Origin of the sequence: Halobellus sp. (assembly GCF_042218505.1) — an archaeon.
Classification (GTDB): Archaea; Halobacteriota; Halobacteria; order Halobacteriales; family Haloferacaceae; genus Haloquadratum.
Genome location: NZ_JBDGQZ010000005.1, coordinates 33,591 through 48,440, shown reverse-complemented (window position 1 = coordinate 48,440; position 14,850 = coordinate 33,591). Strand labels below are relative to the sequence as shown.

Below are 14,850 nucleotides of genomic sequence, written 5' to 3'. Positions count from 1 at the left end.
ACGGGTGTGCGACCGAACCGGGTTATTGGCGCTTCTATCGGCTCTCTACACTCTCGAACTCCACCGTCCGCGGCGTGTCTGACGCAGTACTTAAGTAAACACGGGGACGTGATATCTCCATACGCCCTTCCACGAGTCTGATGCGGGAGGCGCGGGAGGCCAGGATGGGACTGTTCACAGACCTCAGAGACAGCATCTCACGGGCCGTTGACCGGATGTTCTCGGATGCCGAACCCAAGCGGATCGGCATCTACGGACCCCCCAATGCCGGGAAGACGACCCTCGCAAACAGAATCGCACGTGACTGGACCGGCGACGCCGTCGGCCCCGAGAGTCACATTCCCCACGAAACCCGTCGAGCCCGACGAAAGGAAAACGTCGAGATCGAACGGGACGGGAAGACAGTAAGTATCGATATCGTCGACACTCCCGGCGTCACGACGAAAGTCGACTACAAGGAGTTCCTCGAGCACGATATGGAGAAAGAGGACGCCGTCCGTCGATCTCGCGAAGCGACCGAAGGTGTCGCAGAAGCGATGCATTGGCTCCGCGAGGACGTCGACGGTGTGATCTACGTCCTCGACAGTACGCACGATCCGTTCACGCAGGTGAACACGATGCTCATCGGGATCATCGAGAGTCAGGATCTCCCCGTATTGATCTTCGCAAACAAGACGGATCTAGACGACTCGAACGTCCAGCGTATCGCCAACGCGTTCCCGCAGCACGAGACAGTGCCGCTTTCGGCCCTCGAAGGAAACAATATGGACGAAGTCTACTCGAAGATCGCGGAGTACTTCGGGTGATCACGATGCCGGAAGTCACACCAGGCGAGACCGGAGACGGCGTCCAGATCGACCTCATCAGCGGTGCGCGGATGGAGGGGCTGACGAGTATGGAAAAAATCCGTCTCATCCTCGACGGCGTTCGCGACGGCAACATCGTCGTGCTCGAAGAGGGACTCTCTCCCGACGAGGAGTCAAAACTCATCGAGGTCACGATGACCGAAATCAGCCCCGACGAGTTCAACGGAATCGAGATCGAGACCTACCCACACTCTCAGACCGGGAGCCAGGGGTTCCTCGGCCGACTGATGGGCAAAGGGTCGGACAAGAAACTCACCGTCATCGGTCCCGCAAACCAGATCGAGACACTTCACAAAGACGAGAACCTCATCAGCGCACTCGTCTCCCGGAAGTAACGGGCGAATAAATGACTCACACCGCTCCGATCGGCCGTCCACAACGCGCCGCTTCGATTCCGCGCCGACGCCCTCGGCCCGTCGGACACCCGCTGCACCCGAATCACCCCCTCCCTCCGTAACCACAAATGCCTCACGAATGCACGAACTGCGGTCGAGTGTTCGCGGACGGGTCCAAAGAGATGCTGTCCGGGTGTCCGAACTGCGGCGGCAACAAGTTCCAGTTCCAGCCCGCTTCCGAAACGTCGTTCGAGACCGACGCCGACACCGGAACCACTACCAGTCGATCATCGCAGCCTCAAGACAGTTCTTCGACGACCGACACCCACAGAGACGTTTCGACGACTGATACCCCTGGGAACCCTTCGACGATCAACACTCCCAGTGACGCTTCGACGACCGATTCCTCCGAAGCGTGGAGCGAGGCTGCGGATCGAGCGCTCGGCGACCGCTCTGATCCCAGCGCGGATCCTGCGGACGAGCAAGCCTCTGCCACCGATCCTGGCTCCGGCACGACCCGTGACCCGCTCGCATCCGATCGCGAGTGGCCGAACCAGTCGAATCAGTCGGATCCGCACGGGGAAGCCGGCGACCCCTCGCAACCCGCTACCCCGGACGATTCGACGGCACAGAATTCGTCGTCCCGATCTGACTCCGCATCACCTCAGTCCGAACCGTCACCGGCTCAGTCGGATTCCGCTCTTCCAGCGGACTCGACGACAGAGTCCGAGACCACTGCCGACTCGACCACGACCGACGCTCCGGAAGACACTGCACAGGCGAACGCCCGGAGCGACGTCGTCTCGCCGGACGAGATCGCGGCTGGGGCTCCGGATCCGAATATCGACGACCCATCCGATGCCGAGCCCACCGGCGAGGACGCCCGAAGCCGACCGAGCGACGCTGACGGTCGCGTCATCGAACCATCGAGCGACGACCGCCCGGATCTCGACGACCTTCGCGAGGAACTCAACGAGCAGTTTGAGAGCATCCGCATCGTCGCCCCCGGCGAGTACGAACTCAACCTGATGGAACTGTACGACCGGACCGAGTACATCATCTCGCTCCAGGAAGACGGCCGATACATCATCGAAGTGCCGGACACGTGGGATACGACGCCGGGCGGCCCCAACGACAACTGAGGCTCTCTCCCCGTCCGAACAAATCTCTGTTCCTCCCCGATCCATCGAACTCACATTCTTGCCCACAATCTGACCGGATCGACCCTTCTCCACAGTCTGGTCGCACTCGTATTCCTCCTTGATCCGATATGACCAGCGCCTCGACCACGGGTCACACTCGATAGTCTCGCGGATGGGCGGACTCGTCGCGAGACTCCGTCGGAACACTAACGACGGCGAATTGGAGGGATTTAAGCGCCCCGCCCGACACCGACCGCGTATGAGTCAGGCGACCAAAATTGTCCTCGGAACCGTCGGTGTCTCAGCCGTTCTCGTGATCGCCATCGTCGTGATGCTCGCGTTCGGGTAACGTCGACGGCCTTCGCGGTCAGTTTTTCGTCGCTTCTCCTGCAGACTGTTTCTCTCCTCGCCCCGATCCTCTCGTTTCAACTCCAGAACCGAACCCGCACCAACCCACAGTAGCGTTTGCAACTGAGTACACATCCGATCACACGCGGTCGTGCGATCGAGTGAGCGAAAAGTTATAAACACTACTATACACTGACTCCGACCGTGAGGCGCACTCCTCAAGACGCCCCGGGTGCAAGCTTAGGTATGTTCGACCGCCGCACCCTCACGGACGATGTCAGCGCCGTCCGCGAGGCCCACGCTCCCGACGCGAACGTTCTCGACGTCGGCGCCGATTTCGAGACGATTCCCCCGGCCACCGCCGAGGATCTGGGTCTCCTCGCCGACGGTCTAGATCCCGCGACGTATCCATCGGAGTGGCTCCCGGCGGACGCACCCGAACCGCTCGTCAGGTACGCCGGGTCGGATTTCACCGTCGGGATGCCCGGAGACGGGACTGTCACGTGGACTCGTCAGACTGTCCCACCGACCGTGCTAATCAAGAAACGGGCCGAGGGGACGCCAACCGACTTCCTGGACTTCCTGCTCGCGGAGGCGTTCGTGCAGGTCGGCACCGACGCACCCGAGCACTTCCTCCCGTTCTTCGGGAGTGCCTACCGAGACCTCAATGCGGTCGTCCCGCTCGGACCGGCGGACGTCTACCAGATCGCGGCGGCACTCTACGACGCGTGGCTCGGTATACAGACTCGCGACACCTTCCGCAGTTGGGAGGCCGATCACCCCACCCTCTATGACGCGTGGGCGGACGCGGGCCAACGACTCTCGGGCCGACTTACGACGCTCCCGCGGGCGGTCGCCCGCGGGCAGACCTCGTTCGCAGAAGCCACCGAGTACGCCTGTTCGGCGGTCAAACACGGACTTGATCTCCCCGCACCGTTTGCTGCGCTCGACACCCAGGCCTTCGTCGAGCACGGCCCCGAATACGGCGTCCAGTGGGCCGAGAAGACGTTCGAGAAACTCGAAGAGGAGACGCCGGACGAACCCGAGAGAGATTCCGACGCACCCCACGGGAACTCCGGCACACTCGACGAGAACTCCGACCCATCTGACGGAGACTCCAACGCGGGGAACGGAACGGATAAATAATCGGTAGGCGCCGAACCGGGCGAACGAAACCGACGAGTAGTCACTGAGTTCTTCCCGCGGTAAACGGCCGTCCGTCCATCGAATCTCGTCGCCGACCTGATCTCAAAACTCGGTGGCTACGTTCCCATCGACGTCCAGTTCGACGACAGCGTCGAACAGGTCGCGGAAGCGTTCGATCGTTTCGTCGTCGTGGACCTCGTTCGAGAGATGGAACAGCCCGACCGCGTCGTGTTCGGCGAGCAGTTCCAGCAGCCGCCCGGTCGCCTCGTATGCCTCGTCGACGTCGGCGTAGTACGCCATTTCGGTCACGGAGTCGACGCTGATTCGAATCTTCCCACCGTGCGTCCTGAGGAACTCCTCGGTCTTGGTGACGATCCCGTCGAGATCGTCGGGTGCGGCGACGTAGTGGACGCGATCGCTCCGCCGTCGCGAATATCCGCGCTCTACCGAGAGCGTGTCGAGAACGACCGCTTTCGATTCATCAACGTCGTAGTGTTCGAGTTTCTGCTCGACCTCGCGGGCGGTCGTCCGTGTCGAGATGACCAGAAAGTGATCGGTGTCGGTCTTCAGAAAGTCAGTGTCGATCCGATCTGTCTCACCGATACTGGGATGCAGGAGTAGTACCCCGGTACCGCCGGGGATCGAATCGGGTGCGTTCTCGATAGCGAGCGTGTAATCCATATCCGTAGATCCGACCGCGCGGACTTAACGATGCGGGGGATCCAATCGAATCGCGCCACAGAATTCCGCGGTGCAGTGAGCGGGTTGTCGTCCCCCGTCGAAGTACATCAGTAAATCGAGTCGGCGGTGGCTGCGCCGATCACGCTAAAAACCGAGCCGATGCTGACCGCCTTCAGCGTCGTTACGATCAGCGCAGGGTCGACTAGGACGCCAACGAGCGGCACTATCACCGCCTCGCCGGTCTCTCCGAGAAACGTCGCTGGGGCGTCGAACGCGATCGCGAGGATAATTACGGAGAGATACGAGACGGCGATGAGAGAGATGAAGCGAACCGGGATCCCGCCAACCTCGGTCTCGCGGTCCGGATTCCGATTGTCGGCCTTGTAGAGCGCCCCATAGCCGATTGTGAAGACGATAATTACGGTTAGCAGGGCCTGTATCCACGACATACTCTCCGCGAGAACCCACACCTCCTCAGTGACGACGAAGGGACCGGCGAGGAGGAACCCGCCGATGATCTGCTGGACCGTATCGGAGAGCGCGAACCGGCGACGGCGTCCGACCATATCTCTCTTCCCCGCGCCAGAGGATATATAACCGCCCCTCGCGCGTCGAAAAACTGCCATTCGGACTCGCCCGCCTTCCGCAGCCGCAATCGATCCGGGGACTGAAATCCGACCGTTCTTGTGGTGGCCGCTCCAGAAGCGGGTATGAGCGTTCGAGCCGAGTTCGACGCCTGGGCGGCCGACGGGCGCGACAAGGGAATGGAGAAGCGACACTGGCACACGGCGAAACACGCCCTCGCCCGAATGCCGATTGAGGACGGCGAGACCGTCCTTGACCTCGGGTGCGGCAGCGGGTACATCGGTCGCGCGCTTCGCGAGACGGAGACCGCTGGTCGGGTCTACGGACTCGATGGGTCACCCGCGATGGCGCAGAACGCCCGATCGTACACCGACGACCCGTTCGTGGGCTTCCTCGTTGGTGACTTCGACGTCCTCCCGTTCGCGGACAACTCCATCGACCACGTCTGGAGTATGGAGGCGTTCTACTACGCAACCGATCCCGACCACACGCTCGAAGAGGTCGCACGCATTCTTCGCCCCGGTGGCACATTCTACTGCGCGGTGAACTACTACGAAGAGAACGTCCACTCTCACGCGTGGCAGGAGCGGATCGAGGTCGAGATGACCCGCTGGTCGGCCGCGGAGTATCGCAAGGCGTTCCGCGCTGCCGGACTCCACGTCGCCGAGCAGGAGAACATCCCGGACCGCGAGGTCGAGATCCCGCCAGTAGAGGCCTTCCCGACTGACGACTGGAAGTCCCGCGAGGCGATGGTCGAGCGCTATCGGACGTACGGCACGCTTCTCACCGTCGGCGTCGCGCCCTGAGTGCTCCAAAACGCGCTGAATACCCGATATGCACACCTGCACTCACTTCCCACAGTGTAGCCCGCTCACCGATGTTCCCGAGATAACAACGTCCAGAACCGCGCCACGGCTCACCGCTCTCGTCTCGATTCCACCTCGACGACGTGAGCCGCGGAGGGTTCGAACCCGACACGAACGTCGCCCTCCAGCGGATCGACCGAGCGGACCGTCAGTTCCTGGCCGTTCCACCGGAGGTGCGAACGGGTCGAATCTCCAAGGAACTCCGCCTTCGAGACGGTGGCGGTGAGAACGTTGGTCGAATTCTCGTCGAGTACCGTCCTGGATTCACCGACCCTGTCGAAATCCCTCGACGCGGTCTCATCCCGGGTGAGGTCCTGCCGTTCGGCTCGTTCTCCAACTACGGACATCCCCTCCGGCCGGACGCAAAACACCACGCGGTCGTCGGACTCGACCTCCGGACCGCTCGCCACCGCGACCGTCGCCCCCCCGACGTCGACGTCGATGATGCGTCCTCCCGCAGACCCCTTCGTTTCACTTGGAGATTCTGGATCATCGCCGACTGACGTCGTTGTTTTCCTGGGGTCTCCCCCACCGCGAACCGAGACGACCGGCCCCTCGAAGACGTTGTTGTCGCCGACGAAGTTCGCGACGAAGCGCGTCGCCGGACGGCGATACACGTCTCGAGGCGTGCCGACCTGTTCGACAGCTCCATCGTTCATCACGGCCATCCGGTCCGAGATCGCGAGCGCCTCCTCCTGGTCGTGAGTGACGTACAGCGTCGTGATCCCGAGTTCGGACTGGATCTCTTTGATCTGTATCCGGAGGCGCTCCCGCAACTGGGCGTCGAGAGCACTCATCGGTTCGTCGAGGAGGAGGAGGTCCGGACCCGGAGCCAGCGCCCGCGCGAGCGCGATCCGCTGTTGCTGCCCGCCAGAGAGTTTCGCAGGATCCCTGTCGCCGGCGTCAGGAAGGTCGACGAGTTCGAGTAACGACGCGACGCGTTCGGCGTCGCTCTCGTCGCCGGGCGGGTCATCGAACTTCAGCCCGTAGGCGACGTTCTCGCGGACCGAAAGGTGGGGAAACAGTGCGTAGTTCTGGAACACGACGCCCACGTTCCGGTCCTCGGGCGGAACCCCGCGCATTTGCTCGCCGTCGAATCTGATCGTTCCGTCACTCGGCGGTTCGAACCCCGCGACCAGCCGGAGTGTCGTCGTCTTCCCGCATCCGGAGGGACCGACCAGTGTGAAGAACTCGCCGTCGTCGACGTCGAGACTGATTCCGTTCGCGTCCCCACCCGCCTGGCCGCTCCCCGATCTGTCGAATGCGACCGTTTCGCCGTCCGCCTGGCCGCTCTCCGATCTGCCGAGTGCGATCGTTTCGCCGTACGTCTTCCGGACGTTCTCCAGCGTCAGGTTCATCTCAGAATCCCCCTCGGCCGTCCCGACCGCCGAACCGTTCGATCACCACGAAACTCAGACTCGTCACCCCGAGCAGCAGACAGCCCATCGCGGTCGCTGGACCGAGACGGCGGCCGAGATAACGTTCGACGGCGACAGGCATCGTGTAACTCGTCGATCCCTCCGCGAGAACGACTGTCGAATCGAACTCGCCGATGCTGATCGCGAAGGCGAACGCCGCGCCCGCGACGACGCCTGCGACGACCAGCGGGAGTTCGATGTCGAGAAGCGCCCGCACTCTGCTCGCCCCGAGACTCCGCGCGGATTCGGTCAACCGCGGATCGAGGTTTCTGAGCAGTGGCGCGACGTTCCGCGTCACGAACGGGTACGCGCCGACGGCGTGCGCGGCGACAATCGCGACTGCGCCGGTCGCAGTGATCCGCGTTCCGAACACCTCGATTCCGAACACGAGACCTCGGAGGAGACCGAGTCCGACCACGATCCCCGAGACGGCCAGCGGGGCCATCGAGAGCGCGTCGACGACGGCGCGACCTCGGAAGTCCCGGGTCGTCAGTACCGCCATCAACACCCCCATCGGCACTCCCACGAGGAGCGTCCCGATTCCGAAGACGAGCGAGTTCTCGATGGCGGGCAGGGGACGTACCTGGTACGCCGCCCCGGTCTGCTGCCGCTCGAGGAGAAACCGGTAGTGCCGGAGCGATAGTTCTCCCTGCGAGCCGGTGAAACTCGTCAGGATCATTGAGGCAATCGGGACGACGAACACCGCGAGCACGACGATGGCGTAGCCGAGGATCGCGAGTCGCGTCCCGACTTCTTCGGGAGTCACGGAATCGGGCCACAGCGACCGGCGGGGCTGCGGTCGAGCGCCCTGTCCAGCAGCCCGCTGTCGGCCCTCGTATCGCAGGTATAGGTAGGTCAAACCGAGCGAAATCACGGTTTCGATAACGGCGAGTGCGGCCGCTTCGGCGTACGCGAGGTTCTGGATTCGCGAGTAGATGAACACCTCGACCGTCGCCAACTGGAAGCCGCCGAGCGCGAGGACGATCGGAAACGACGCGAAGGTGAACACGAACGTCAGCGTCGCCGCGACCGCCACGGCCGGAAGCAGTTGCGGGAGGACGACGTCGCGGAAGGCGCGAACCGGCGACGCACCTAGACTCCGTGCCGTCTCGATCGCCGAAGCATCGACGCTTTCCCAGGCCGCCGTCGTCACTCGGGCCACCAGCGGAGCGTTGTAGAACGCGTGTGCGACGATGATCGCGGGCAGGGTGAACAGCAGTTCGACCGTCGGCAGACCGAGCGCACGCAACACCCTGTTCAGCGTGCCGTTCTGCCCGAACGTCGCCACGAACCCGATCGCGACCATAATCGAGGGCATCACGAACGGCAGGATCGTCAGCGACCGGAGTGTCTCTCGGCCGGGGAACTCGAATCGGGCCAACACCCACGCCCCGGGCAGGCCTAGAGCGACAGATGCGACCGTCGAGAGGGCGGCCTGGTACGCCGTAAACCCGAAGATCTCGACGAGATAGAACCGGGAGGTCAGCACGGAGACGAGCGGTTCGATCGTCGGTCGTCCGTCAACGACGACGGCGTCGACGAACACCGTCGCGACCGGGTAGTAGAACACCCCGATGAGGATCAGCCCCGTCGCGAGCGTTCCGAGCGTGAGCGCGTGTGACTCGATCGATCTCACGATCGCCCGAAGCCGACGTCCGGTTCTCGACGCGTGTTCCCGAAGCGTGGCTCTCACGGGTGTGCCGTCGTCAGTTGCTCGCGTACTGCCGCTCCCACGCCTGGGTCCACTCACTCACGTTGTCTCGAAGGGCGTCGTACGTGAAAGTGACTGCTTCAGGCGGGGCCTGGGCGTACTTTGCGAAGTCCTCGGGGAGTTCAGCGGTCGTCGTCGCCGGGAACGCGACGTTCCGCTGTGCAATCTCGCCCTGCACGTCGGGCCGCAGCATAAATTCGAGGAACCGCTGTGCCAACTCGGGATTGTCGGCGTTCTGGAAGACCGACATCCCCTCGGGGTAGGCGTATCCCTGATCGTTCAGGAACCGGATCCGGTGCTTCGCGAGGTCCTGGTCCTCCCGGTTGGCGTACACCTGGTCCGTCGAGTACGAGACCACCATCGGCGCTTCCTCGTTCGAGTAGGCCGTGTAGGAACTCGACCAGTCGGAGAGCACCCGAACGCTGTTATCCTGGAGTTTCTGCCAGTAATCGAGGTAGCCGTCTGGTCCCTTCGCTTTGATCGTGTGCAGGAGGAACGACTTGCCGGTCGCACTCGCCGTGGGATTCTGTGCGAGGAGGTCGCCCTCGTACTCCGGTTTCAAAAGGCCGTCGAATGTCTCCGGTGCGGTGAACTCGCCATAGTCGCCCATTGTCTCGTTGTAGACGAGGCTGACGTAGCTAGTGTCGTAGGGGACGATTCGACCTTTCGGATCGAAACTCAGGCCGTCCTTCACGTCTCCGCTTCCCTCGACGTTGCCGACGTCGGTGAACAACCCGTCGTCGAGTCGTTCGTCGACTCGGATGAGCATATCTACGTTGAGACCGACGTATGCGTCGGCATCGATCTCGACCCCCTGCAGCGCCCGCTCGATGAAGTAGTTGATCTCGCTGTCGGGCGTCGCGAACGTGAGTGTCGCGTCGAACTCCGACTCGAAGTTCTCCTTGATCCACTGGCCGGGACTCGTCGACGGCGCGTCGACGAACGCACCGTACGTCGCAACGACGAGTTCAGGCGTCCCGCCGGCGGTCCCAGTCGTCGTTCCAGTCTGCGTCTGGGTCGTCTCGCTCTCGGCTGTCGGTGTCGACGTCGATCCGCCGCCCCCGCCGGCACACCCGGCCAGTCCCGCGATGCCGCCCGCGCCGACTGCTCGAATGAACGTTCTGCGTCTCATTACCCGGTGATCACACTCGGTGGTATTTAACCGTGGTGACTTGGGATCTCCATCCCCAGCGTAGCAACGTCCTTGCTCCCACATACTGAGGGCGGGGGTATGTCCCGATCCAGACGATACGTACTCGGTGGACTGTTCGTCGCCGCTGGCGCGCTTGCGGCCGTTCTCCTGGCGTCGGTGGTCGGGACGGTCTTCTTCGCTGTCACAGTCGCGTATCTTCTGTGGCCGCTCCGTCAGGAACTCATCGATCGGGGGCAGTCCCGGCGGATTGCAAGTCTCAGCACGACCGCCGCAGCGTTCCTGGCGACGCTGCTCCTGTTCGCCCCGCTAGCGATCGTGGTGTACCTCCGGTTCGACTCCTTCGTTGCGGTGATCGGCCCGCTCCCGACGGAGATCGACGTTTCGGCCTTCGGTTCGAGTACCACTACTCGCTGAACTCGTTCGTCGAGTTCGTCGTGGCGTACGTTGAGCAAGCCGCTGGCCGTGCCGCCAGAGCCGCGCCGGTCATCCTGACGAAAGTCACCCTGTTCGTGTTTCTGATCTACTCGCTGCTGTTCTACGGTGAGGACGCTAAGGACGCCGCGCTGGCGCTGGGACCGCCTCCTTACCGCGACACCACCCGTGCACTCAACCGCCGTGCTCGCGACACCCTGTTTGCGATCTACATTCCCCAGGCCGCCACCGCACTCGGCACGTTCGTCCTCGCGCTCCCGGTCTTTTTTACACCCGGCTACGACACGGTGGTGACGTTTGCGACGATCGCTGCGATCCTGCAGTTCGTTCCGGTCGTCCTCCTCGTGGCCCCCGCAGCCTACCACGCTGCGCTCGGGCAACCCGTCCAGGCGACGCTGGTGTTCGTCATTGGGGGTTTCGTCGTCGCGTGGCTCCCGGACGTGCTCATCAGACCTCGACTCGCGCGCGAGACTGCCCGCGTCTCGGGAAGCCTCTATTTCGTCGGGTTCTTCGGCGGTGCGTTGACCCTGGGAGCGATCGGACTGGTCGCCGGGCCGCTGCTCTCTACGGACCTGAACCCGGAACTCGTTCCAGTAACTGACTCTGACGCCGCTGGGCCCGTAGACCACGCGAACGCCGGATCCGACGAGGCGGGATCAGACACCACCTGACGCTGTCGCTACTGGTAGTCGCTGCCGACGACCTCGCGGATCCGCCCGGCGGTCACCTCGCCCACGCCGTCGACCTCGCGAAGGTCGTCTTCCCGCGCGGTCATCACCCCTTCGACGGTCCCGAACTCCCGAAGCAGTGACTGCGCGGTGACGGGACCGATGTCTGCAATCGCGGAGACGACGTACTCCTGCTGTTCTGCGAGCGTCTTCGCGCTTGTCTCGCCGTGGACGCTCACGGTCCGGTCGCGTTCGGTCTGTTCGCGCTTGGCGATCGTCAGGAGCAACTCCGCGGTGTCGTTCTCGTCGATTGTCCGCAGGACGCTCACGTCGAAGTCAACCGCGAGGGATGCGAGCGCCCCGCGGATCGCACCCGGGTGGACGTTCCGCTCCTCGTAGAGCCCCTCGCCCTCGAGGATCAACACGGGTCGAGCATAGGCGCGTGCCAGGTCCCCGACCTGCTCGAACAGCGAGCGCTCGCCGCTCAAGAGCGTGTCGAGGAAGTCGGCAATCGATTTGCGCTCGACGGCGACCCGGTCCGAGAGGACGTAATCTCCGACCGCGAGGGTTTCCAAGCGCGTCTGCACGTCGTCGCGCTTCGAGAGGTCCTTGGCAATCGAGGCATCCAGTTCACGCTGGTCGACGACGACCTCTGTCTCCTCGCTGTCGTCGCCGGCGGTCGCGACGACGCCCTCGGGGTCGTCGGTCTTGTCGGATTCGTCGGCTTCGTCAGCATCCTCTTTGCTATCGCTGCTACCACTTTCGACGGCTGAATCGCTCGCATCACCGTTCTCGATCCGTTCGCCCCCGGCACGCTCGATTTCCTCGTCCGTTGCGGCGAAGTCGGTCAGTCCGGCCTGGCCGTTCGTTGCTGTCCCGTCCCCAGCGACACCGGATTCGACCCCCGACTGCGACCCACCGGCCGACGCGTCAGATGCGGCGGCTTCGGACGTCGGCGCTGTGCGATCTGCTCCGTCTTCACTGTCCGCTCCCGCGTCGCCGTCGGCCTTGTAGGCCTTGAGTGACCCCTGAGGCGGACCCAGTTCGGACTCGATGTCCCCGGCGACGCTCTTCAGGTCTCGGAGTTCGGACTCCATCTCTTTCTCTCGGCGGCGCGAGATCCAGAAGTACGCCTCGTCGCGGGTGTCTTCGGCCAGGAGTACGACCACGCGGCCCTCCGTTTGCCGACCCGTCCGGCCCTTCCGCTGGATCGACCGGATGGCCGTCGGCACCGGTTCGAAAAAGAGGACCAAATCGACTTCCGGGACGTCCAATCCCTCCTCGGCGACGGAGGTCGAGACCAGCACCTCGAACTCGCCCGCTCTGAACGCGTCGAGCGTCTTCTTCTGTTCCGTCTGGGTCATTCCGTCCGAACTCTCCTTGTCGCCCTGTCCCACGAAGCGCCGGACGTCGAACGACGCCGAGAGGAACTCGGTCAGGGCCTCGGCCGTATCGCGCGACTCGGTGAAAACGATGACCCGCTCACCCCCTTCGATACCGAGCGTCTGCGCCAGTAGAATCCGCGCCCGCGAGAACTTCGGGTGCGTCCCGTCGAACGACTCGGCCAATCGCATCGCCTCGCGGACCTTCGGCTCGGCGACGAGTCGCTGGCTCGCTTTCGACGCGCCCGAGGAGCGCGCAGCGTTCCGCTGTCGCTCGAAGTACCGCCGCACGGACTCGACGGACTGCGTCTCGACGAGTTCGACTGCCCGGCGGAGTTTCATCACCTCCGCGTGCGTCGACATCCCCTTGTAGCCCTCCGATTTGTCGGCGTTCATCAACTCCTGTAACTTCCCGCGCATCCGGTTCAGTTGCTTCTGGGAGATGTCGGGCTGGGTCGTGCTCGACACGCCGAGCGACTTCAGTTTCTGGAGCCGATCCTTGATCACCTCGTTCAGCGCGTCTCTGATCTGCAGGATCTCGTCGGGCAGTTCGATCCGCTCCCACTCGACGGACGTGTCGTGGGTGTACGCCTCGACGTCGGCGTCCTCGTCGGTCATCACCTCGACTTCTTGGATGCCGAGGTTCTGACACACCGACAGAATCGCCGCTTTGTCGCCCCCCGGCGACGCGCTCATACCCGTCACGAGCGGGTTCTCGGCGTCCTCGTGGTAGCGCTCGGCGATGTAGACGTACGCGTAGTCCCCGCTCGCGCGGTGACACTCGTCGAACGTGAGGTGTGTCACCTCCGCCAGCGAGATCCGACTCCCGACCAGGTCGTTCTCGACGACCTGCGGGGTCGCGACGACGATCCGCGCGCCGTCCCACGCCCCCGCCCGATCCTCGGGACTGATCTCTCCAGTGAACACGACGATCTCCTCGTCCGGGATTTCGAGTGCCTCCCGGTAGAACTCCGCGTGCTGTTGGACGAGGGGCTTCGTCGGCGCGAGGAATAGTACCTTCCCGCCGTGCTCGTCGAGGCGGTCTGCGGTCACGAGCAGACTCACTGTCGTCTTCCCCAGACCGGTCGGGAGACAGACAAGCGTGTGCGCGTTCCGCGCCGCGGTCGCGAGTTCGAGTTGGTACCGCCGCTGTTCGATGAACGACGGGCTCAGGAGGGGGTGATCCACGTACGCGGGGTCGTCGCCGGCCGCCATCACGTCCGATTGGTCGCCACCGATGTTAAGAGTTCGCCGCCGAGAGTGAAAGTGAAAAGCGGCGTACTCACACGCCTTACCGACGGATATCTCGATCGGACGTCCGAAACGGGGCTACCGGCTTCGGTCCGTCTCGGAGCCGAACTCCGCGCCGAACGCGTCGACGGACTCGGGGCTCCCGTAGGCGTCTCCCGACGCGCTCGTTCCGTCGGAATCGTCGACGGAGTCCGGCAGCGACGCTCCCACGAGGTCTGCCCACTCCGAGAGATTCCGATCACGACTTCTATGACTCATAGTTTCTCCTCGAACGACAATCTCTCCAGCATCGTATATAATAATTGTGCTGAGTCCGTCCCACTGGGACTCCTGTCCCGCCATCTGGGTCGCAGGACTGCTGTCGTCGGCTGCGCTTTAGTGTCAGAAACAGCTGCTCTTACTGACAGCCAAAGCCGCCTGACTGACAGCCAAAGCCGCCTGATGTTGCCAACGCCCGCTTTCCCGCCCGCCTGCCCGGACAATCTGCTGATTGTAGTCGTGCCCGGACGATCCGTTTACTTCCGCCGTGTTCAGACGACCTGTTCGTCGCCGTCGTAGAGTTCGATTGCGTCCACGGGGCAGGCACGGGCCGCGAACTCCGCATCGAGTTCGGCGTCGTCGGGAACCTCCACCTCGAAAATACCGTCTTCGACTTCGGTGCTCTCGGCCAGTTCGGCCTTTCCCTCGTCGAGATTCTTCTCGAAGGCGTCCCACTCCTCGACGCACTGGAACATCCCGATGCAGGTCTCGCGGTCGTAACGAATCTTCATATTTCCCGTTCGGCGACGACCCACATATCCCTGGCGACGCCGGCTCCCCGCGTTGTCGAGGGCTCGCTGTTGTCGCCGCCGTCGCGTCGCTGACGA

Annotated in this window: 15 protein-coding genes; 7 read left to right on the top strand and 8 right to left on the bottom strand. The window is 63.5% G+C overall.

Features of this window, described 5'->3' with window-relative positions:
- The first annotated feature begins 164 nt into the window (after positions 1 to 164).
- The 4 genes from ABEI27_RS01125 (at position 165) to ABEI27_RS01110 (ending at position 3,837) form a co-directional block, all read left to right on the top strand.
- On the top strand, positions 165 to 806 hold the full coding sequence (locus ABEI27_RS01125) for an Era-like GTP-binding protein (RefSeq protein WP_375797617.1): 642 nt from the start codon (positions 165 to 167) through the stop codon (positions 804 to 806).
- A gap of 5 nt (positions 807 to 811) precedes the next feature.
- Positions 812 to 1,201, top strand: coding sequence for a DUF2073 domain-containing protein (locus ABEI27_RS01120; RefSeq protein WP_375797578.1), 390 nt, complete (start codon positions 812 to 814; stop codon positions 1,199 to 1,201).
- A 128-nt stretch (positions 1,202 to 1,329) separates the two neighbouring features.
- Positions 1,330 to 2,343 (top strand): Zn-ribbon containing protein, encoded by a 1,014-nt coding sequence (locus tag ABEI27_RS01115; protein WP_375797577.1) that lies wholly within the window; start codon positions 1,330 to 1,332, stop codon positions 2,341 to 2,343.
- Between the two features lie 594 nt (positions 2,344 to 2,937).
- Positions 2,938 to 3,837, top strand: coding sequence for a hypothetical protein (locus ABEI27_RS01110; protein WP_375797576.1), 900 nt, complete (start codon positions 2,938 to 2,940; stop codon positions 3,835 to 3,837).
- Between the two features lie 102 nt (positions 3,838 to 3,939).
- Here the strand turns inward: ABEI27_RS01110 and ABEI27_RS01105 are convergent, their stop codons facing one another.
- A complete protein-coding gene (locus tag ABEI27_RS01105; protein ID WP_375797575.1) occupies positions 3,940 to 4,518 on the bottom strand; it encodes a hypothetical protein in 579 nt (192 codons plus the stop codon).
- A 107-nt stretch (positions 4,519 to 4,625) separates the two neighbouring features.
- Entirely contained in the window at positions 4,626 to 5,084 is a 459-nt protein-coding gene (locus ABEI27_RS01100) for a DUF2391 family protein (protein WP_375797574.1), read from the bottom strand.
- A gap of 144 nt (positions 5,085 to 5,228) precedes the next feature.
- On the opposite strand from ABEI27_RS01100, the gene ABEI27_RS01095 reads away from it, so the two are divergent.
- Positions 5,229 to 5,909, top strand: coding sequence for a class I SAM-dependent methyltransferase (locus ABEI27_RS01095; RefSeq protein WP_375797573.1), 681 nt, complete (start codon positions 5,229 to 5,231; stop codon positions 5,907 to 5,909).
- 110 nt (positions 5,910 to 6,019) lie between these two features.
- On the opposite strand, the gene ABEI27_RS01090 is transcribed toward ABEI27_RS01095, so the two are convergent.
- From ABEI27_RS01090 to ABEI27_RS01080, 3 genes are all read right to left on the bottom strand, one after another.
- Positions 6,020 to 7,327 carry an ABC transporter ATP-binding protein gene (locus ABEI27_RS01090; protein ID WP_375797572.1) on the bottom strand — a complete coding sequence of 436 codons (1,308 nt, stop codon included), beginning with the start codon at positions 7,325 to 7,327 and terminating at the stop codon, positions 6,020 to 6,022.
- 1 nt (position 7,328) lies between these two features.
- Positions 7,329 to 9,026, bottom strand: a complete 1,698-nt coding sequence (locus ABEI27_RS01085; protein WP_405002939.1) for an ABC transporter permease — start codon at positions 9,024 to 9,026, stop codon at positions 7,329 to 7,331.
- Between the two features lie 67 nt (positions 9,027 to 9,093).
- Positions 9,094 to 10,230, bottom strand: a complete 1,137-nt coding sequence (locus ABEI27_RS01080) for a thiamine ABC transporter substrate binding subunit (RefSeq protein ID WP_375797570.1) — start codon at positions 10,228 to 10,230, stop codon at positions 9,094 to 9,096.
- 99 nt (positions 10,231 to 10,329) lie between these two features.
- On the opposite strand from ABEI27_RS01080, the gene ABEI27_RS01075 reads away from it, so the two are divergent.
- Together ABEI27_RS01075 and ABEI27_RS01070 are read left to right on the top strand one after the other, a co-directional pair.
- The gene (locus ABEI27_RS01075; protein WP_375797569.1) at positions 10,330 to 10,665 is read left to right on the top strand and encodes a hypothetical protein; all 336 of its coding nucleotides are present in this window, start codon (positions 10,330 to 10,332) and stop codon (positions 10,663 to 10,665) included.
- Between the two features lie 20 nt (positions 10,666 to 10,685).
- Positions 10,686 to 11,354, top strand: a complete 669-nt coding sequence (locus ABEI27_RS01070) for an AI-2E family transporter (RefSeq protein WP_375797568.1) — start codon at positions 10,686 to 10,688, stop codon at positions 11,352 to 11,354.
- Positions 11,355 to 11,362: 8 nt separating this feature from the next.
- On the opposite strand, the gene ABEI27_RS01065 is transcribed toward ABEI27_RS01070, so the two are convergent.
- From ABEI27_RS01065 to ABEI27_RS01055, 3 genes are all read right to left on the bottom strand, one after another.
- Positions 11,363 to 13,948 (bottom strand): DEAD/DEAH box helicase, encoded by a 2,586-nt coding sequence (locus tag ABEI27_RS01065; RefSeq protein WP_375797567.1) that lies wholly within the window; start codon positions 13,946 to 13,948, stop codon positions 11,363 to 11,365.
- Between the two features lie 114 nt (positions 13,949 to 14,062).
- On the bottom strand, positions 14,063 to 14,242 hold the full coding sequence (locus ABEI27_RS01060; RefSeq protein WP_375797566.1) for a hypothetical protein: 180 nt from the start codon (positions 14,240 to 14,242) through the stop codon (positions 14,063 to 14,065).
- A 272-nt stretch (positions 14,243 to 14,514) separates the two neighbouring features.
- Positions 14,515 to 14,754 carry a ferredoxin gene (locus ABEI27_RS01055; protein ID WP_375797565.1) on the bottom strand — a complete coding sequence of 80 codons (240 nt, stop codon included), beginning with the start codon at positions 14,752 to 14,754 and terminating at the stop codon, positions 14,515 to 14,517.
- Between the last annotated feature and the right edge of the window lie 96 nt (positions 14,755 to 14,850).

Coding starts and splice junctions, on each gene's coding strand:
- ABEI27_RS01120 (WP_375797578.1), top strand. CDS start 812: ATGCCGGAAGTCACACCAGGCGAGACCGGAGACGGCGTCCAGATCGAC.
- ABEI27_RS01090 (WP_375797572.1), bottom strand. CDS start 7,327: ATGAACCTGACGCTGGAGAACGTCCGGAAGACGTACGGCGAAACGATC.
- ABEI27_RS01125 (WP_375797617.1), top strand. CDS start 165: ATGGGACTGTTCACAGACCTCAGAGACAGCATCTCACGGGCCGTTGAC.
- ABEI27_RS01065 (WP_375797567.1), bottom strand. CDS start 13,948: ATGGCGGCCGGCGACGACCCCGCGTACGTGGATCACCCCCTCCTGAGC.
- ABEI27_RS01105 (WP_375797575.1), bottom strand. CDS start 4,518: ATGGATTACACGCTCGCTATCGAGAACGCACCCGATTCGATCCCCGGC.
- ABEI27_RS01055 (WP_375797565.1), bottom strand. CDS start 14,754: ATGAAGATTCGTTACGACCGCGAGACCTGCATCGGGATGTTCCAGTGC.
- ABEI27_RS01115 (WP_375797577.1), top strand. CDS start 1,330: ATGCCTCACGAATGCACGAACTGCGGTCGAGTGTTCGCGGACGGGTCC.
- ABEI27_RS01100 (WP_375797574.1), bottom strand. CDS start 5,084: ATGGTCGGACGCCGTCGCCGGTTCGCGCTCTCCGATACGGTCCAGCAG.
- ABEI27_RS01110 (WP_375797576.1), top strand. CDS start 2,938: ATGTTCGACCGCCGCACCCTCACGGACGATGTCAGCGCCGTCCGCGAG.
- ABEI27_RS01080 (WP_375797570.1), bottom strand. CDS start 10,230: ATGAGACGCAGAACGTTCATTCGAGCAGTCGGCGCGGGCGGCATCGCG.
- ABEI27_RS01060 (WP_375797566.1), bottom strand. CDS start 14,242: ATGAGTCATAGAAGTCGTGATCGGAATCTCTCGGAGTGGGCAGACCTC.
- ABEI27_RS01095 (WP_375797573.1), top strand. CDS start 5,229: ATGAGCGTTCGAGCCGAGTTCGACGCCTGGGCGGCCGACGGGCGCGAC.
- ABEI27_RS01075 (WP_375797569.1), top strand. CDS start 10,330: ATGTCCCGATCCAGACGATACGTACTCGGTGGACTGTTCGTCGCCGCT.